Source organism: Pseudomonas sp. R2-37-08W, assembly GCF_003851705.1.
GTDB lineage: Bacteria > Pseudomonadota > Gammaproteobacteria > Pseudomonadales > Pseudomonadaceae > Aquipseudomonas.
The window spans coordinates 3,113,270-3,132,344 of the sequence record NZ_CP027728.1; the positions used below are offsets into that span (position 1 = coordinate 3,113,270).

Sequence of the window (19,075 nt, forward strand, 5' to 3'; positions counted from 1 at the left end):
TTCAACCCGTGCGCTGGAAACGTTGCTGATAAAACCATAGGCGGGCCCCTCTCCACGAGAACAACGCCGTGAAAACCCCGTCCTCTAACGACTCGATCAGCGCCTGGTGCTGGGTGGGCAAACTGACGCCGCCCCTGACGTTACTGACAACCTTGCCACGCACAGCCTTACTCGACACTTTGCGTATGCGCACCAAAGGCACGTTGGTGTTGGTGGTCGCACCGGCCGGATACGGCAAGACGACACTCTTGATGCAATGGCGACAAGCGTTGCTGGCGAGCACTCCACCGGCATCCGTAGCCTGGTTGTCATTGGACGAAGCCGACGCGGACCCTAATCGTTTCCTGTCTTATCTGATCCTTACCCTGGACCGCGCCGGGTTCGATCTGGGTCACTTACCACGCCTGGCGCACAACCAGTCACTGGATGCACAGCCCAAGCGCACGCTGACCGCCCTGCTTCACGCACTGGCCAGGGCGAACCGCCAGATCACATTGTTTGTCGATGACTATCACGCCGCCGCAAATCGTGACCTTGACCCCCTTGTGCAGGCCCTGCTCGAACAGGCCGCACCTTGGCTGGAATGGGTAGTGTCCGCGCGGATACGTCCGGATTGGCCCTTGGCACAGTGGAAGGCCCATGGCTGGGTGCATGAGGTGTCCGCCCAGGCACTGAAACTGACAATGGCCGAGACCGGCGAAATCCTGGGGGCCGAGGTTGCGCCTCGCGAACTTCAACATGTTCATGAAATAACCGAAGGGTGGCCGGTGGCTGTGCAACTGGCCCGTCTGTGGCGCGCCGAGGGTGATACATCCATGTATGGCCTGGCGGATTTTAACGGGCGCATTACCGACATGACCGACTACCTGACAGGGCAAGTGGTACAACGACTGTCGCCTGAATGTCAGGACCTCCTGCGTGACATGGCACTGCTGGAACGCTTCAATGCCGAACTGGCCAACGCTGTGCGCGGGCGCAGTGACAGCGCACGGTTATTGATGCAGATGGCCCATCTGGACGCCCTCCTCGTGCCACTGGACGCCAAGCGTCAGTGGTTTCGTCACCATCGCCTGCTGCGGGACTTTCTTAAGCAAAGCATCGATGCCGAGGCGGCACGCACTATCCATTACGCGGCGGCGCAATGGTTTGCTGAAGAACGTCACTGGGCAGCGGCAATCGCCCACGCATTGGGCGCATGCGACACGCGGCTGGCGGTCGACTTGCTGGTGCGTGCAGGGGGCTGGGAGGTGGTGCTGTACCACGGCATTCGCTACGCCCAAAGCCTGCTGCACTTGTTCGAAGAACATACCCGCAGGACAGAACCCGATCTGCTCCTGCTCCAGGCCTACTTGCACGCCAAACTCGGCGACTACGCCCTCGCTGCTCAATGGCTTGATGAAGCCCAACGTCGGATCAAGGACGCTCCGCGCCTGGCACGCGACTTTCACGTAATCCAGACACTGGCCAACGCCTACGTGGATCAATTTGAGCGCCATCCCTGCACAGACATCGTAGGCGACGGCTCGCTGGCACAGGCCACGCTCGCGTGTGTGCACGCGCTGCAAGCGTTAGTGGAGGGGCAGTTGCCGCAGGCGTTGGAGACCATCCGCGCGGCGCACCTGAAGATGCGCCTGGTCGCCAGCTTGCGCGGCGAACACTATTGCAGGGTGCATGAAGCACAGGTGCTGGCCATCGCGGGCGATGTGCGTGTGTCAGCCAGGACGGTCGATGAAACGTTGGCAATGGCCGACAGGGAGTTCGGCAGCGAAAGTTCTGTACGAGCGCTAGTGGGCTGCCTCAAGGCACAGCATCTGTACTGGCAGGGCTTATGGACCGAGGCAACGCCCTGGTTTCGCGATGGCTGGGTGTCGCTGGAGCACACGGATGGCTGGCTGGATATCGCAGCCGTCACTGCGGAAGTAGCATGGCGTATAGCGTTGAGAAACCTGGGCTTGCAACCGGCCTTGCTGGAGCTTGAGCACGCCAGTCAACTGGCGGCCTCGCGCAACTGGCAACGCCTGGCCCGGTTGGTGCGTACCTGGCGAGTCGATGCGCTGGTACAGAGTGGTTCATTGACCCAGGCGCGCCAAGAGGCGCTGGCGGCCCAATTGGAAAAGGCGGCAGCGAGCCCGGACGACTGGCGCAACCAGGAGGCCGCCACGCTGGCGTTGGCCAGGCTTAACTTCGCGACAGGCGCATCCGGCGTCGCGCTCAGTGGTTTACGATCCGGGGCCAAGGCTCTGCAGGACAAGGGTTTGCAATTGCCCGCCTGGCGCCTGCAACTACTGACCCTCGCAGGCTATGCAAAGGGCCACGCCGTTAGCCAGGATGCGGTCCTGGCGTCCATTCCAGCGTATGTGTTGCCAGGGCTGCTGTTGGAGGCCGGCCCATGCTTACTCACTGCACTTGAAGCAAGCCCCGCCATCCGTGCCAACCAGCAGGCAGTTATTACACGCATAAGGGGATGGCGCGCGCACCCTATTCGCCCACGCTCCTCATTCAGCGCCAAGGAAACCCAGATTCTAATCCTGCTTGCCGAAGGGCAATCGAACAAGGCAATCGCCCAGGCCATGGCTATTTCTGAAAACACCGTGAAATTCCACCTCAAACACGTATTCACCAAGTTAAATGTAGAGAGCCGCACAGCGGCTGTGGCTGCAGCGTTGCGCCTGGGCCTCGTTGCCGCACTTGATTGACCCACCAACCTACCCGGACGGGTAGGCCACCTGCCCTGTTCATCACGCCCTACCCGCCGCCCGTGTAGTCGCCTCCCCAGCCGCGCCCCTAGTCTTTTATCAACACCAGCGAGAGGCGTTCTCCTGGTTGCGAAAACAATAAAGACAACAGGAGGTTCCCTATGGGTATGAACGGCAAAACAGTGCGTGTGGCCACCGATGTCGGTGGAACATTTACTGACCTTGTGTATTTCGAAAGCGATTCGATCACTGGCGAACAGACAATTCGTACCGCCAAAGTCGATACCACCGCGCCGAACTTCGCCGACGGGGTGCTCAACGTGATTCGCAAAGCCAACGTCGACCTCGACACCGTGGATTTCCTGGCACACGGCACCACGGTTGTCATCAATGCCCTCACCGAGCGCCGGGGTGTCAAGACAGCCCTGATCACGACCCAGGGTTTCCGTGACGTACTGGAGATCGCCCGGGCCAATCGCCCCGACTATTTCAACCTCAAATGGGTCAAGCCGGCGCCTTTCGTGCCGCGCTATTTGCGTCGCGAGGTTGCCGGCCGCCTTGGCACCTCGGGCCGGGAACGCGAGCCGCTCGACCTCTCGCAACTGCCTGAAATCCTTGAAGCGTTTCGTGCCGACAAGGTGCAAGCCATTGCGATCTGCCTGCTGCACGCTTATGCCAACCCGGCGCATGAGCAGGCACTGTTGCGCGAAGTCCGCAGGCTTTGGCCGACCGTATCGGTCGTAGCGTCCCATCAGATCACCCGCGAATGGCGTGAGTATGAGCGCTCAAGTACCACCGCACTCTGTGCTTACATACAACCTATCGCTGCGCGTTATCTCGATGATCTCGCCGACGGATTGCGCGAGGGCGGGTATAAAGCACCCTTGTACATCATGCAGTCCAACTGCGGCGTCGATAGCGTGGAGCATGCACGGGAAACGCCGATCACCATGGTCGAGTCGGGCCCTGCAAGTGGATTTTGGGCTGCGGCCGAACTGGGAAAATTAATCGACGAGCCCAATATATTGGGCCTCGACATTGGCGGCACTACCGCTAAATGTGCGTTGATTCGCAACGGCCAGGTATCGATAAAAACCGACTACTGGATCGAGCGCAATCGAATCAATGCGGGCTATCCCATCATGGTGCCGGTAGTCGACCTGGTCGAGATCGGTAACGGTGGCGGGTCAATTGCCTGGGTCGACGATTTCGACAAGCTGCACGTCGGCCCCCTCTCTGCCGGCGCCGTACCGGGCCCGGCCGCTTATGGCAACGGTGGCACCATGATCACCACCACCGACGCCAACCTGGTGCTCGGGCGCATCAACCCGGATTACTTTTGTGGCGGCAGCATAGTTGCCGACCTGCCGGCTGTAACCCGCGGCCTGAATGACCTTGGGCAACGCTTGCAACTGCCGACCGCTGAAGTGGCCCGGGGCATCGTGCGCCTGGCCAACGATAATATGGTCAACGCCTTGAAGCTCGTGTCCTTGAGCCGTGGACATGACCCACGAGAATTGACGCTGATGGCGTTCGGCGGCGGCGGTGCCATGCACGCTGTCGCGCTTGCGCAAGAACTGGGCGTGGAGAAAGTTATCGTTCCACGCAGCGCGTCGGTCTTCTCCGCCTGGGGCATGACGCTCTCGGACCTGCGGCGGGACCTGTTTATCAACCGCTTCGTGGATACCACACAAGACGGCAGTCTTGCGCAGACACAGCAGTTCCTCGATGAGCTGACAGACCGCGCCCGCGAGCAGTTCGTCACTGAAGCGATCCATCCGCAACAGGTCGAACTCCAGGTTCTGTGCAAGCTGCGCTATCAGAACCAGGAACATTCCGTCGAGGTACCCCTCAACTCGCTTGAGTCCCTGCACACCGATTGGGCGGCGATCGAGCAACGCTTCCATGACCTTTACGAACAACACTACACCTATCGTCTGCAGGCACCTTTGGAAATCATCGGTTTTCACATCGTCGCCGTTGGCCAGATTGACAAGTTGACGCCCCATGCACTGCCGATTACCGGCCGCCGGGTCAGCGAAGCCTGCAAAGGCCAGCGCCTGGTGGATTACGCCCAGGAAGGCATTCATGAGGCCAGCCTTTACGACTACAGCCTGCTCGAACCCCTGATGACATTTTTCGGCCCGGCCATCGTCGAGGACGCGGGCACCACCGTAGTGGTTCACCCCGGCAACCGCGTGCACTTGGACCGCCTCGGCAACCTGCACATCATGATCAACGGCTAAGGGAGCACTGCCATGAGTAGTCTCGATATTTTCACTCGCGACATCATTCAAAACTCACTCCAGGCGATCGCGGACGAAATGTTCACCGTCATGCGCAAGGCCGCAATGAGCCCGGTGATCTACGAAGTGTTGGACATGGGCACCGGGATTACCGACGCCCAAGGCGAAATCGCCAGTTCCGGGGCGGGTATCCCGGCGTTTGTCGGCGTGCTGGACAAAGCAGTCAAGAAAATCCTGCTGCATCACCCTTTGCCTCAAGACATCGAAGACGGTGACGTTTTCATCAGCAACGACCCACATGACGGCGCGGTCACCCACCTCAATGACGTGGTGCTGGCGATGCCTGTGTTCACCGACGGTCAACTGGTCGCCTGGACCGCCAACATCGCGCACTGGAATGATGTCGGCGGCCGAGTCCCCGGATCACTGTCCACGGATGCCACGGATATTTTCCAGGAGGGTTTGCGCCTGGCATCGGTCAAGTTGATCAGCCGAGGGCAACCGATTCGCTCGGTGTTGCAGATCCTGCACGCCAACACGCGGATGCCGGACTTCATGGAAGGCGACCTGTGGGCGGGAGTGGCGGCGGTGCGCGGCGGGGCCACGCGATTGCGAGAGTTGGTGAGCAAGTACGGCAGCGCGCTGTTTCTACTGGCCATGCAAGACTTCATGGACCTTGGCGAAAAAGTTTCGCTCAGAGCCCTTGCCGCGTTGCCCGCCGGGCAATTGAACCTGGAAGAACTGCAAGACGACGGCAGTCTGTTCAAGGTGCGTATCGATATACGCAACACCGAATTGGTGATTGACCTTCGGGATAATCCCGACCAATGCCTGGGCCCGACCAACCTCAGCCGTGACGGTACTGTGGTCGCGGCACAGATGGCCTTCAAGGCGTTGACCGCCCCGCAAGGCATCACCAATGGCGGCACGTTTCGCCCGCTCCGGGTATTGACCCGCCCCGGGTCGCTGTTCGACGCGTTGCCGCCTGCCGCTGAGGGCTTCTATTTCGAAAACCTGATCCGCGTGCATGACTTGATCCTGTGTTGCCTGGCGCAACACTTCCCCGACCGGCTGCCCGCCGGAAACTTTGCCTCGGTGTGCGCCACGATCATTGGCGGCGTGCACCCGGACTCCGGCCGCACGTTCACCCTTGTCGAACCGGAAATCGGCGGGTGGGGCGCCGAACCAGGGCGCGACGGCAATAACGCTGTTTACTCCGGATTACATGGCGAAACTTACAACTGCCCGGTTGAAGTCTGTGAGGCCCGCTACGGGCTGTATGTCGAACGTATGACCCTCAATGATGAACCGGGCGGGCATGGGCAGTTTCGCGGCGGGCGCGGTGTGTGCATTGACTACCGCATTCGTGCCGACGGCAGCTTCCTGACCTGCGGCTATACGCGCTCGGTCATTCCGCCCTGGGGCCTGGAACAGGGGGCCGAAGGCACGCCCAATTACGTCGAAGTCGTCCGCACGAACGGTGACAGCGAACGCTATTGCATGGCCAGTGGCATCGCCCTGAGCGCCGGGGACCTGGTCAGGGTGCGCACTGGAGCCGGTGGTGGATACGGCCCTGCCAGCCAACGTGATCCGGACGCAGTACGCGACGACCTTAAAAACGGCTATGTCGACGCCGCCACGGCGCGGCAGGTGTACGGCCTGGTGACGTGATCCCTGGGAGAGACTGACCTCCCGCGCAGACCTCAAGAACAACAACAAAAAAGAGAGCAGCACTATGAAACCGCAATACTCATCGCGTTTATGGGTAGGGCCCACCCTTGCCTTGGTTTTAGCAATCAGCCCAGCAGCTCGGGGCGATCAGTTCATTGGATTTGCTCAACCAGGCCTACCCGGGACGTGGGCCCTGGAATCGTTTCCAGTGTTCAACCGCACCGCAAAAGGCGACGTTCGCGCCGGCAGCAATACCGTTCTGGCGTACTTTTCGGAAACCGGCGTTACGGGAACGCAGCGTGACCAATTGCAATTCTGGGTGGGCGCCGATACGGGGTATGCCAGCACCAATGGCACCCGCAACGATGATTCATGGAGCGTCGCATCACCGAACCTGGGCCTGGCTTATTACTACAACGTGCTTGAGCCCACCAGCGCTTATGGTTCGGATGACTACACCACCTTCTGGGTCAATCCGACGCTCTCCCTTGAGTTTCCCAACGGCAATGATCAAGGAACGGGTTATGGCGCTTTTGCCAACCGTTACGGCGCCAGCTTCAGCCTTCCCTTCTACGTTCGCATGGGCCGCTTTGCCGCCACGGTCACCCCCGCCGGTATCCACTACGCGGCACGCAATCGACACGCCACCGACCTCGGCGACGGCAACCCGAGCCAACTGCGCGGTGGCGTCAGTTACTGGCTGGCCAATATCGCCGCCGGGTATGCGGTGACGGACGACCTCTGGCTCGGGGTGCATCACGCCTACCACATCAACAACCGCTCGGCATCGGACTTCAAGGAGTCCCGGCAAGGCAAGATCGGTCCGGCGATGACCTACACAGGTTTCAGCAAACAGAAGTTCTACCTGTCCGCCAACCTGAATTTTGACTATTACCACAGCGATAACCTGCCCTATTCCAATAGTTTGACCATGGCTCTGGTGAAGTTTTTCTAGTGCCATCAGCCCACCGAGAGAGGAATACCCTATGGACAGTTCAAGTTCGAACAACCCCGCACAAGACGTACCCGTAACCGTACGCTGGCTCAACCCGATTGGCTGCTCGACGTTCGACACACCCATTGCGCAACTGCTGCATAGCATCAAACAACCCTCCACGCGGATCGAGGTGGTGTCGTTTGACATGAATCCCAGCCCGACACACCTGGAATATCGTGCCTATGAGGCACTCACCTATGAGCGCATCGTGCGCATTGCCCGTGACTGCGAGCCGTCGGGCGTGGATGCGCTGGTACTCGGCTGCTTCTACGATCCGGCACTGGAAGATGCCCGTGAAATATCAGGTGAAACCCTGGTAGTCGGGCCGTGCCAGGCGAGCCTGCAAGTCATGGAGCACCTGGCCAATCGGTTTTCGGTGATTGTCGGCCGGACCAAATGGATCGAACAGATGCGTACGCGAGTGAGCGGCTACGGCGCAGGCAATCGACTGGCGTCAATGCGATCGTTGGACATGGGTGTGGATGAATTCCAGCGTGACCCTGCCCTGACGCGACGCAAGATTATCGAGCAAGCCCATCGCGCGGTACAGGAAGACGGCGCCGAGGCCGTCATCCTCGGTTGCACCATCGAGTTCGGTTTTTTCGAGCAGGTACAACGGGAAGTGGGCGTACCGGTGATAGACCCCGTCGTCGCTGCCTTCAAGGTCGCGGAATCCATGGCAGGAATGAAGCGCCGGTTTGGATGGCGGCCCAGTCGGGTGGGCAGTTGTGAACCGCCGCCTGAAGCCGAAATCGCACGGTTCGGACTCTTTCAGGGCCCTGCCCCCATCGGCAACCGCGTTGAAGCCTGACACTAAAGAGGATCGTCACCATGAGTGAGATACCGTCGACGCTCGCCCCCAACGTGGGTGATGTGTTCAAAGACGTCCCCCTGACACGCACGCATCTGCGATGCTGCCTTGTCCTGTTCCTGGTATTTGCGATCGAAGCCTGGGAGATGATGATCATCGTCTACACCGCGCCGCTGATTGCAGAAGAGTTTTCCCTGGATGCGCTTGCCGTAGGCAACCTGATCGGCGCGATGTTCATCGGCATGCTGCTCGGCGCGCTGGCGTGGGGCAGGCTCGCTGAACGCATTGGCCGTAAACGCGCAATTATCTGGAGCCTGGCCTCGTATGGGGTGGTTTCGCTGGCCAGCGCATTTTCGCCAGACTACACGACGCTATACGCCTTGCGCCTGCTGTCGGGCGTTGCAGCGGTGGGCATGATGGTGGTGACCTTTGCGCATTTCCAGGAGCTGTTGCCGATACGCCATCGAGGTGCACTGACCGTGTATCTCGCGTCCGGCTGGCCCATCGGCATGCTGCTGGCCCTCGGCGCGACGGTCTGGTTGCTGCCCCAAGGATGGCGAGCGATCATCATCTTGAGCTCGCTCGGTGGGCTCTGGGCCATTGCGGTCGCGCGCTGGGTTCCGGAGTCGCCTTACTGGCTGGCCTCAGTGGGCCGACAACAGGATGCCCGGGCATCGATCAATGCCTTGAGCCGGGGCGCAGTGAAGCTCGATGATGAATGTGTATTGCAGGTTGACCGCAGTACCTCGGGCCTGCACCGGGAATTGTTCAAGGGCGGCTTGCTCGGCATCAGCCTGCTGCAGATCACCGTCAACTTCACCTTCTCCTGGGGCTACTGGGGCTTACAGACGTGGCTCCCGACGTTGCTGCAACAACGTGGCCTCAACCTGCCGCAAAGCTACGGTTTCATTGCGCTGTCAGCGCTATGCATGATCCCCGGATACATGGCTGCGTCGTACCTGACAGGACGTTTCGGGCGCAAGAAAATCATCGTGGGTTTTATCAGCGCCTCCGTGCTGGCCGGCTACGGTTTTGCCAATTCCACCAGCCTGGAAATGCTCTACCTGAGCAACTTCGCCTTGGCATTCTTCAGCCTGGGGGCATGGGGCGTATGGGGCACGTGGATCGGTGAGCTGTACCCGACATCGTTGCGTACAGTGGGCTATGGCTGGGCGATTTTTGCGCAACGTGTGGCGAACGTACTGGCGCCCTCGCTGATTGGTGCGCTGATCGCATACGGTTCGTCGTTCAACCAGACGACCACGATCATCAACGCGTTCCTGGTGGTCACGGTGGTTCTCACCGCGTCCATGCCCGAAACCGAGGGCAAGGCATTACGTTGAAGTCACCTGTTCAGCGCAGAATCCGACGCGTCGCAGGACTCTGCGCTGACTGTGCCCCAGTTCAAAACCAGGCTGAATGACAGCCGCCACACCAAACCATCATTTTCCCTATGGAAACGGAGTTCCCATGGACAATCAACACCCCCCAACCCGCCTGGTAGTGCCCATGCAGCGCGGGGTTTATCAGAATAACGGCGCTTCACCCTGGTTCTGCACCCTGAAACTTGGCACCCCGGCTCAACCGCTCAGGTTCGCGATTGACACGGGTACGAATATGAATTGGATTACCTCGACACTGTGCCCTGCCGACCAGTGCGTGCACTTTTCCGGTGGCCGTTTCGATTTCGCAGCGTCCAGCACCTTCGCCTTTACCGACTGCCTGCGACGCCCCTACAGCTTCGGACCCTGGGGCACGATGCAGGTCGAGGCCGCCAGCGACGTATTGGCCGTTCCCAGCGACGACCTCGTGGATATCCAGTTGTTCTTAACGGCCGCCTACGAGGGAGAGCAATTCAAACAGCTGGACTGGGACGGTGGCCTGGGCCTGCCGTGCAGCAGTGCCTACCTGGAAAACCGCAACTCGTTTGTACTTCAATCATTGATGCGTGAAGGTCAACTGGCCCCTACCTGTCCCTACGTGACGTTTGATTGGAACAGCCGGTCGCGCAACGGCACTTGCCAAATGGGCGCCGTCGATCCGTCAAAAACCCAAGGGCCCCATCTGTTTTTACCTTGGTCCGTCTATAACAAGTTGCCCGGAGTGGAATACATCTGGTCAACAGCGCTGGAATCCTATTCGGTCGGCTCGCACTTATTGGCGAGGGACATTCAATTCGCACTCGATTCCGGCTCTTCACAATTCAAGGGCGACGATTCACTTATGCGTCAGACATTGGCGCTTATTGCACAGGGGGAGCACCCAGATATCGTGCTCGGGTTCACCGATGGAGAAATAACCTTAGGCGCAGACCTTTATAACTGCCTGATCGAGGAAGGCCCGCAAAAAGGCCAAAGGCTGCCTCAGTTCGCACCGTTGGGCATGACTGACCTGGTGTTGGTCGGGTCGCTGGTGATGGAGCACTGCTACACCGTGTATGAGTATCAGGTGGTCAAATGTGATCGCGAGGTCTATTCGTTGGCGCCCGTAGGTGTTTGGTTGTTCAATCGGCCCGACGGCCCGCAGATCATTACGCGATCCTCTTCGAAACGCTTCGTACCTGGAGCGCGAGCGGTACTCAACCATAAAGTCACCCTCCCAGGCCCTATGGCTAAAACGACTTCGGTGGCGGGCATCTGGAAAAACGCCTATGGATCAGTCATGAGCCTGGAGGTATCGGGACAAAACATCCACGGGTCGTATCGTTCCTCAACCGGCTCGACGGGCGAGTACCGGATCACCGGATATTCGGCGGGGCCAGGCGCAACCCGTACCAAGAGTCAGCCAGTCGCATTAGCCATTGAATGGCACGATCTAGGTAATGAAAAGCCCGATCCCAGCTGGAACTGGACCTCGGGACTCAGTGGCCAATTGAGTGTCTCGCCCGAGGGTGATGTGCTGACCCTTTCCCACCTGTTGGTTGCCAGTGGCGATTTCCCTGAGCTTGCGAGCTGTGGTACCTATGTCGACAAGCTGATTTATCATCGGGTTGAACCGTCACTGCGTCATGCGCCGGTTGCCCCCTCAGAATGGCTGCCGGTTGAAAACGCCCTGGCAGGCAGATGGAACGCCGCTGATGGCGCATCGTTGGTACTGAGTGTGCGCAGTGATAGCCAGCAGCGCTTTGGAAGCGTTCACGGCCATTTCACCAGCGTCCACTCAAGCATAGCCACTGAAATTTCCGGCTTTACCGACATCCATGCGCTGGCCAGCAAACTCACCTTGCAGTCAGTCAGCATCACCGTCGCCAACACGCAAGACTCAACAGTTTCCAGTCTGAGCGGGATTCTGGATTTAAAGAGCGACGCGTTGCATCTGCAGGTTTTGGCCAGTTCATCAATCGCTCCCAACCATGCGTACCTGGCCACCAAACTCTCAGCCATGCAGTTCACTCGCGCTACTTGACCAACCTTTTTTCTTTCGATGGCCTGTAGCCGAAATACGCGCTGTAACACTTGCTGAAATGACTCGGCGACACGAACCCGCACGCCACCAGCACATCGACTTGCGACAGCTCGGTGTGCTGCAACAGGCGCCGCGCTTCGGTGACGCGCAATTCCATGTAATAGCGTTGCGGCGTGGTGCCCAGTTGTTCCTTGAACAGACGCTCCAGCTGGCGGCGCGAGCGGCCGGCGTAGACGGCGAGCTGGTCGAGTTCCAGGGGTTCTTCGAGGTTGGCGTCCATCAACTTGACCACTTCGCGCAGCGGTGCGCTGACGCAGACGTTTTCGGTCGGTTTGATACGCCGGTAGCGCGACTCTTCGAAGGCGAGAATGTCTTCGATGCCTTCGACCAGCGCCTTGCCGTGCAGGCTCTTGATCCAGTCCAGGGCCATATGGAAGGCGCCCGACGGGCTGGAAGCGGTCAGGCGATCACGGTCGATTACATAGGGCTCGCTGGTCACCTGCGCGGCCTTGGACACCTCCGCCAGCGCCGGGCGATGCTCCGGGTGGATGGCGCAGCGGTAGCCCTGCAACAACCCGGCACGGCCGAGGAACCACGAGCCGTTCCACAAACCGGCAAGCCCGATGCCGTGTTCGGCGGCGGCGCGCAGGATGTGAATGAAGTCTTCACTGGCCTTGAGTTCGGTGCGAAACCCGCCACAGATCACCAGCAGGTCCAACTCCGCCAGCACGGCCAGTTCCAGGCGCGCATCGGGGCGGATGACCAGCCCAAGGTCGCTGATGACTTCACGCTCGTCCCAACCGAACGTGCGCGTCGCGAACAGCTCGGGGCGCAGCAGGTTGGCGGTGACCAGGGTGTCGAGGGTTTGGGTGAAGGCAGGCAGGGAGAAGTGTTCGAGCAACAAAAAGCCGATGCGGGTGACCGCAGCCGGCTGCCGGGGGTTGTCATTGAGGTAGCGCAGGTTCTTGCCCTTCATGCCACCGCTGAACTGGCGTCTTTCCATCGAGGGTTGGCCCACTCTTCTTGTTGATGCAATGGGCGCTATCTTAGGGGCAAATGGGGTACCTGTCTCAATCCATGCCGCTGATCTTTAAAACCGTGGGGCTTTTAAACCCCCCGGTTCAGCCGCTGCGGCGCAATCTGATACGGTTTTTTGCGCGCCATCTGGGTCTGTATCGAAAACCGCCCGAGGCGGACAATGGCGCCACCCCGACATTTCTGTCGCCCCCCTTCCCTTCGGAGGCCTTATGACCAAGATGGCTATTTTCCTGTTCGGTTTTCTGGTGCTGACCATCGGCATCGGCTTGCTGGCGACCATCTCGCCGGTCTAGTGCGCTGTCACCCGACAACGAGCATCGGATACAACGACAGCACCAACAGACCCGCCATCGTCCAGTTGAACACCTTCAACCAGCGCGGTTCGCGCAATACGCTGCGCAAGCCGCTGCCGCAGCCGACCCACACGCACACACTGGGCAAGTTGACCACGGCAAACACCAGCGCAATCACCAGCACATTGGTCACATAACCCTCGGCCGGCGTGTAGGTAGTGATCGCGCCCAGCGCCATGATCCATGCCTTGGGGTTGACCCACTGGAAGGCCGCTGCGCCGAGAAAAGTCATCGGCTTGCCCTGTTCGTCAGTGCTGTCCGCCATGCCGCCAGCGTTGGCGATCTTCCAGGCCAGGTACAGCAGATAAGCAGCACCGACATAGCGCAACAGCGTGTACGCCCAGGGGAACAGCTTGAACACTTCGCCCAGGCCCAACCCCACGCAAATCACCAGCACCATGAAGCCAATACTGATACCCAGTGCATGAGGCATCGAACGCCGAAAGCCGAAATTCACGCCAGAGGCCAGCAACATGGTGTTATTGGGGCCCGGCGTGATCGAGGAGACGAAGGCGAACAGCACAAAGGCTGACAGAAGGCTGGTGGACATGAACATGGCGCGGCATCCAAGCGGAGTTGATGTCCTGCGACAGTAGAGGGTTGCGCAGTTTATCGCCCCATACAGCTGGTGTTGGATCGAGGAATACACTTTGATGACATGGGTTTCACAAAGCTTTCACAGACGCAGGCCTAAGGTTAACCCAGCTCCTACATGAACACCTTTTAGCCCGCTCCCCCATCGCGGGCTTTTCTTTGCCTACGAATAACGCGGTGGACACGGTGATAGAGAATCTGGACGGCCCCAGGACCGCGCAGCAGGAATTGTTCTACGACCTTGAAGATGCCAGCGCTGTCATCGGCTGGTCGGTGGTTGAACTGACGGCCCTGGCGGCCGCCGGCAACGCGTGTGATCAGGCGCCAATGCTTAAGGTATGCGCGTTGTTAGCCGTCCAGCAGCAACGTATTGAAGCCTACGCGCAGGAAGTCAAAGCGCAGCGGATCAGCAGAGCCGAAGCGGCTGGTTGAGGCCAGCCGGCAGGTTATGGGGAGTCAGCGGCTTTGCGCTGAGTGCTGCCCGTCGCCGGCGCGTTGTTTTTTTACACGCTTTCGCGCTCTGAGTTCGTATTGATGATGAAAGAACCAGGCCACCAAGAGTAGGCCTGTCACACCGAAAACCAGGGTTAACAGCTCTAATGCGGTACCTTCGTGTGAAAACATTTTTCGTTCCTCGTCCTGAAGCCGTGTGACTGGAAAACAGTCGCACCGAAATTGTTTGTAACAATACAAACATTTCCAGGGTAGTCGGCCAAGACGCTGATGACAACCCTGACGGGGCTATAACCCTTGATCTAGACGCGTCACCCGTCGAAAAACCATTCAGGAACCCCTGTGGCGAGGGAGCTTGCTCCCGCTGGACTGCGTAGCAGTCCCCTTCCAGGCCCCCGCCCGAGCCGAGCGAGCCCTCCCGTACGCACCACGAGCGCAAAAAAACCCGGCACCAGGCCGGGTTCGGAAAGTTGAATCAACCACTAGTTATCCGGATGCTCACTCGCCACCGAATCGGCCGCATCTACATCGGACATATCCTCCTCCAGAGGCGCCTCGTCGTCCGGCGGCAACGGAATGCCATCTTCGTCGCGCTTGGGATCGTGCCCGGTTTCGTTGTCCGTGCTGCGGGTCACTGCCTGCTGGGAAAGGTTTCCTGGGGCATTTTCATTGATGTGCATGCTGGCTCTCCGTTCAAAAACGCTCGGGATATCCGCGCTTGATATTCAGAGACGGCATGGCAGGCAGAGTGCCGGCTGTTAGACGAATGGTGGTCGGCTCAGCGTTTCCGGAGTCGGCGCAAACACGTCCTTAGTTGCATGCGACCTGCCTGAGCTGCTGGTAGGCCACCACCAGTTGCTCCAGGCTGAACGCCAGGTTTCGCCCACTGGGGTTGGGCAAGACCCACACGGCGGCATTGCCGAAAGTCCTGCTCTGCAGCCCCCACTCCACGTGGCGCTGCCCGGATAACGCCGCATACGCCGCCTTGCCGAGAAACGCCACATAGCGCGGTGCATAACGAGCGATCTTCTGTTCGAAAGCCACGGCCGCTGCGATGAACTCCTGCCTGGACAATTGATCGGCCCGTGCCGTTGGCCGTTCGACCACGGCGGTCAGTCCGCACTGGTACTGAAGCAGGGTGCGATCACTTTGCGCAGGCACTTGCCCAGGCGTAAACCCGGCCAGATGCAGCGTGCGCCAGAAACGATTGCCTCGGCCCGCAAAGTGATGCCCTTGAGCGGCAGCGGTCATGCCGGGGTTGATTCCGCAAAACACCACCGCCAACTGCTCGGCCAGTATGTCTTCTAGGCCTTCATTCACCGCAGATCACGCTTACCGCCTTGCGTACCAACTCGGTCAGCTCATTGCGGGGTTTACCCGCCCGTGCACGGATAGAGATGCTGTGCAGCAACGATGACGCCAGTACCGCCAGCGCTGCGGCGTCAACATCGCCTCTCAACTCTCCGGACTCAATGGCCGCTCGCAGGCGCACTTCCAGGTCGGCATCGAGGCGGCCGAGGCGGTCCGACAGCACCGCGCGAATTTCCGGGTCCTCGACCGCTTCGGTGGTCGCCGTGCCGATCGCGAAGCAGCCACGCGGCTGACCTTCGCCCGAAAAGTAGATCGACAACTGCCCCTCATAGAAACGCAGCAACGCCTCACGCAATGTCAGGCTGCTATCCGTCAGCGCCGCCTGCATCTCGGCGCCGGCAACGTCCCAATATTGCTCCAGCGCCCTGATGTACAGCGAATGCTTGCCACCGAAGGCCGCGTAAAGGCTCGGGCGATTCATGCCTGCCGCTGTGGCGATGCTGTCCAGAGACGCGCCGGAGTAGCCGGTACTCCAGAACACATCGAGCGCTTGTTGCAGCGCTGTCTGCGGGTCATATGCACGGGGTCGGCCGCGGCCTTTACCCTCTGTCGGTTTATTTTGTGCCATATCGTACAAAATCCTTGCAGGAAGGTGCATGTGGGGATATTTTTACACCATCGCACAAAAACAAGGAATCACAAATTCCTTGATCCATGTTTGTTCACGCGAAGCTCAAACCGGGTGTTGCAACGACGAAACAGAGGTGGCGGAGCAACCCTCCCAACCACCTGCGGGTTTGCTTTCCAACAGCAGTTATTCCTGTCGGTGCCAGGCGACGACGCCAGGCCCGGCTTCCCGGTTAAAGGTGCACTCGATCATGACTACGCAAATCGACCTCCCGGCTTCGCAGGCCTTTGAAACCCCATCGCCCATCAACACCTCCTTGAAGGAAAAGGTGCGGCCCTGGCTGATGGTCGGCGTGCCCGCGCTCTTCGCCGTCGTTGGCTACGCGTACTACGTGGCCGGCGTGCCTTTCATCACGACCAATAACGCCTACGCCCGGGTAGCCAAGGCCACGATCAACGCACGTATTTCCGGGCAGGTAGTGGAAATCATGGTTGACGACAATCAAAAGGTGGCCCAAGGCCAAGCGTTGTTTCGCATCGACCCCAAGCCGTTGCAGATCGCGATCGATCGTGCCGAAGCGCAACTGGGTGTCGCACGGCTGCGCATCGATGGCCTCAAGGCCAGCTATCGCCAGCAACAGGCGCAACTGCAGTCGGCGAAAGCGTCGGCGGGCTTCGACCGCAAGGAATTTGCCCGCAAGAAAGCGTTGGTGGCAACCGAGTTCGTGTCCCGTTCCCTTTATGAACGCTCGGAAACCGACCTCAAGGTGGCGCTGCAGCGCATCGCGTCCATCGAACAACAGATCGCCGCCACCGTTTCAGCGTTGAACGGCAACCCGAACATCGAAGCCGACACTCACCCCAGCGTCCGAGAGGCCAGGGCCATTCTGGACGAGGCGCAGCTCTACCTGTCGTATGCCACGGTTTACGCGCCGGCTGACGGTATCGTTGCCAAGGTCGATGACGTTCAGGTGGGCAACCACCTCGACAGCGGCGCGCCGGCCTTTGCGTTGATTGACGACCGCCAAACCTGGGTTGAGGCCAACTTCCGCGAAACCCAGCTGACGCACATGCGCCCCGGCCAGGAAGCGACCATCCGCATCGACACCTACCCGGACCGCGTGTTCAAGGCCCACGTCACCAGCATGAGCCCCGGCGCCGGTTCGGACTTCGCCCTGCTGCCGCCGGAAAATGCCACCGGCAACTGGGTGAAAGTGGTCCAGCGCGTCCCGGTTCGCCTTGAACTGGATGACGCAGACCCTGCCCTGCCGCTGTTTTCAGGCACCAGCGCTACGGTCACGGTGGATACCGGACATCGCACGCCATGGTGGCACCCGCTCAAATCGTTACTGTCGGCAGGTCACTTGCAATGAACGCCCATGCTCAGACAACCCCGCATGCAAGCAGTGCGCGCTCGCTCAGGTTGGCCGTTCTGCTCGCGACCTACATGCAGTCGGCGAACCTGCCGTTGCCGAACGCGGTACTGCGGTTGATTCAAGGCAGCCTGTCGATGACCGACGACCAGGCGGGCTGGATCTTCACCGCGTACCTGGCGGCGAGCGCGATCACCCTGCCGGTCGCGCAATGGCTTACCGCACGTTTTGGCTTGAAGCGGGTGTATCAAGCCGCGCTGGCCTTCTTTGTGCTCGGCTTGCTGCTGGCTACGGTTTCCAGCACTGCGCTGGCGTTCATCGGCGCACGAGTCATCCAGGGCCTGGCCAGTGGCGTGTTGGCGCCCCTGTCGATGGCAATTGCCATGGAGACGTTGGCCCCCGAAAAACGCCTGAAGTTCGGCGCAACCTGGACGGCCATCGTGCTGGTGGGCATCGTCAGCGGCCCGGCCATCGGTGGCTGGATTGCCGAGCATTACGACTGGCGCCCGATTTTCTACGTCAGCCTGCCGTTGTCGGCCTACATCTTCCTGGTCGTGGCATTGCTGCTGGCCGAGAAAAAAGCCACGAAGGCCCCGGCGTTCGACTTCTTTGGTTTTGGTACCTTCACCCTGGCATTGATCAGCCTGCAAATGCTGCTCGACCGTGGCGAGCGCATGGACTGGTTCGACTCGCCGGAAATCTGGGCCGAGGCGCTGGCCAGTGCGCTCGGCCTGTATGGGTTCCTGGCGCATGTATTGACCAGAAAGGCTCATTTCCTCAACAAGCGTCTACTGGGTGATCGCAATTTCGTGCTGTCGACGATCATTTTTTTCGCCGTGGGTTTTGTGCTGCTGTCGACCATGGCCCTGACGTCGCCGATGCTCAATGAGATTCTCGGCTACCCGCCTGACACCACCGGTGCGCTGACCCTGCCACGGGGCATCGCCCTGGTCGGCGGGTTCCTGTTGATGGGGCGTGTGCCTGAGCGCTTCGACCGTCGACTGTTCGTGGCGGCAGGCGCGGGAGCGGTGATTTATGCCAACTGGCTGATGCTCGGCTATTCGCCGTTGATGGACGGCTGGCCCGTTGCGGTAACCGGTGCGATACAGGGAATCGGCATCGGCATCCTGATGCCGGCGCTGACCAAGGTTGCGTTCAGCACCCTCGACCCCGCGTTGCGTGCCGAAGGCACCGGCCTGTTCAATCTGTCGCGGGTATACGGCAGCACTCTCGGCGTGGCGATCGTGCAGATTTTCTTCTTCAACACCACCCAGGCGATGCACTCGGCGCTGGCCAGCAACGTGACGGCCTATCGCGCTGCTGCCCATTTCGGCAGCGCGCCGCTGTCGCTGCAGGCGCTTGAAGGGCTCAACCACCTGATCACCCACCAGGCGGCGTTCATCGCTGTGGTCAACCAATTCAAGATCCTGATGGTGGCCATGCTGGTGGTGTGCCCGCTGATGCTCTTTCTTCGCAAACCTGCTGCGGCCAACTAGCTTC

15 protein-coding genes are annotated in these 19,075 nt (G+C 60.0%); 10 read left to right on the forward strand and 5 right to left on the reverse strand.

Annotated features, from left to right (window positions below; translation table 11 throughout):
* Positions 1-68 precede the first annotated feature (68 nt).
* The 7 genes from C4J93_RS14345 to C4J93_RS14375 all read left to right on the forward strand — a co-directional run bounded on the left by C4J93_RS14345 (position 69) and on the right by C4J93_RS14375 (position 11,826).
* A complete protein-coding gene (locus C4J93_RS14345; RefSeq protein WP_256660072.1) occupies positions 69-2,696 on the forward strand; it encodes a LuxR C-terminal-related transcriptional regulator in 2,628 nt (875 codons plus the stop codon).
* A gap of 167 nt (positions 2,697-2,863) precedes the next feature.
* The gene (locus C4J93_RS14350) at positions 2,864-4,942 is read left to right on the forward strand and encodes a hydantoinase/oxoprolinase family protein (RefSeq protein ID WP_256660073.1); all 2,079 of its coding nucleotides are present in this window, start codon (positions 2,864-2,866) and stop codon (positions 4,940-4,942) included.
* A 12-nt stretch (positions 4,943-4,954) separates the two neighbouring features.
* Positions 4,955-6,613 (forward strand): hydantoinase B/oxoprolinase family protein, encoded by a 1,659-nt coding sequence (locus C4J93_RS14355; protein ID WP_124429699.1) that lies wholly within the window; start codon positions 4,955-4,957, stop codon positions 6,611-6,613.
* A 208-nt stretch (positions 6,614-6,821) separates the two neighbouring features.
* On the forward strand, positions 6,822-7,568 hold the full coding sequence (locus C4J93_RS14360) for a hypothetical protein (protein WP_256660074.1): 747 nt from the start codon (positions 6,822-6,824) through the stop codon (positions 7,566-7,568).
* 31 nt (positions 7,569-7,599) lie between these two features.
* A complete protein-coding gene (locus C4J93_RS14365) occupies positions 7,600-8,421 on the forward strand; it encodes an aspartate/glutamate racemase family protein (protein WP_124370828.1) in 822 nt (273 codons plus the stop codon).
* 20 nt (positions 8,422-8,441) lie between these two features.
* On the forward strand, positions 8,442-9,764 hold the full coding sequence (locus tag C4J93_RS14370; protein WP_124429701.1) for an MFS transporter: 1,323 nt from the start codon (positions 8,442-8,444) through the stop codon (positions 9,762-9,764).
* A gap of 127 nt (positions 9,765-9,891) precedes the next feature.
* Entirely contained in the window at positions 9,892-11,826 is a 1,935-nt protein-coding gene (locus tag C4J93_RS14375; RefSeq protein WP_124429702.1) for an avidin/streptavidin family protein, read from the forward strand.
* Here the strand turns inward: C4J93_RS14375 and C4J93_RS14380 are convergent.
* Both C4J93_RS14380 and C4J93_RS14385 read right to left on the reverse strand, forming a co-directional pair.
* On the reverse strand, positions 11,819-12,802 hold the full coding sequence (locus C4J93_RS14380) for a GlxA family transcriptional regulator (RefSeq protein WP_124365160.1): 984 nt from the start codon (positions 12,800-12,802) through the stop codon (positions 11,819-11,821). The two genes, C4J93_RS14375 and C4J93_RS14380, sit on opposite strands and share 8 nt — an antisense overlap.
* Positions 12,803-13,164: 362 nt before the next feature.
* Positions 13,165-13,773: a LysE family translocator gene (locus tag C4J93_RS14385; RefSeq protein ID WP_124367178.1), complete on the reverse strand. Its 609-nt coding sequence runs from the start codon at positions 13,771-13,773 to the stop codon at positions 13,165-13,167.
* A 215-nt stretch (positions 13,774-13,988) separates the two neighbouring features.
* Between C4J93_RS14385 and C4J93_RS14390 the strand changes: the two genes are divergently transcribed.
* Entirely contained in the window at positions 13,989-14,243 is a 255-nt protein-coding gene (locus tag C4J93_RS14390) for a hypothetical protein (protein WP_124430880.1), read from the forward strand.
* Between the two features lie 503 nt (positions 14,244-14,746).
* Here the strand turns inward: C4J93_RS14390 and C4J93_RS14395 are convergent.
* The 3 genes from C4J93_RS14395 to C4J93_RS14405 all read right to left on the reverse strand — a co-directional run bounded on the left by C4J93_RS14395 (position 14,747) and on the right by C4J93_RS14405 (position 16,203).
* Positions 14,747-14,944, reverse strand: coding sequence for a hypothetical protein (locus tag C4J93_RS14395; protein ID WP_124363016.1), 198 nt, complete (start codon positions 14,942-14,944; stop codon positions 14,747-14,749).
* A 130-nt stretch (positions 14,945-15,074) separates the two neighbouring features.
* Positions 15,075-15,584, reverse strand: coding sequence for a G/U mismatch-specific DNA glycosylase (gene mug, locus C4J93_RS14400; RefSeq protein ID WP_124370834.1), 510 nt, complete (start codon positions 15,582-15,584; stop codon positions 15,075-15,077).
* On the reverse strand, positions 15,577-16,203 hold the full coding sequence (locus C4J93_RS14405) for a TetR/AcrR family transcriptional regulator (protein ID WP_124370835.1): 627 nt from the start codon (positions 16,201-16,203) through the stop codon (positions 15,577-15,579). The genes mug and C4J93_RS14405 overlap by 8 nt, the downstream gene beginning before the upstream one ends.
* A gap of 250 nt (positions 16,204-16,453) precedes the next feature.
* On the opposite strand from C4J93_RS14405, the gene C4J93_RS14410 reads away from it, so the two are divergent.
* Both C4J93_RS14410 and C4J93_RS14415 read left to right on the forward strand, forming a co-directional pair.
* Positions 16,454-17,575: an HlyD family secretion protein gene (locus C4J93_RS14410; protein WP_124367181.1), complete on the forward strand. Its 1,122-nt coding sequence runs from the start codon at positions 16,454-16,456 to the stop codon at positions 17,573-17,575.
* A complete protein-coding gene (locus tag C4J93_RS14415; protein WP_124370836.1) occupies positions 17,572-19,071 on the forward strand; it encodes a DHA2 family efflux MFS transporter permease subunit in 1,500 nt (499 codons plus the stop codon). Before C4J93_RS14410 ends, C4J93_RS14415 begins: the two co-directional genes overlap by 4 nt.
* The last annotated feature ends 4 nt before the right edge of the window (positions 19,072-19,075 follow it).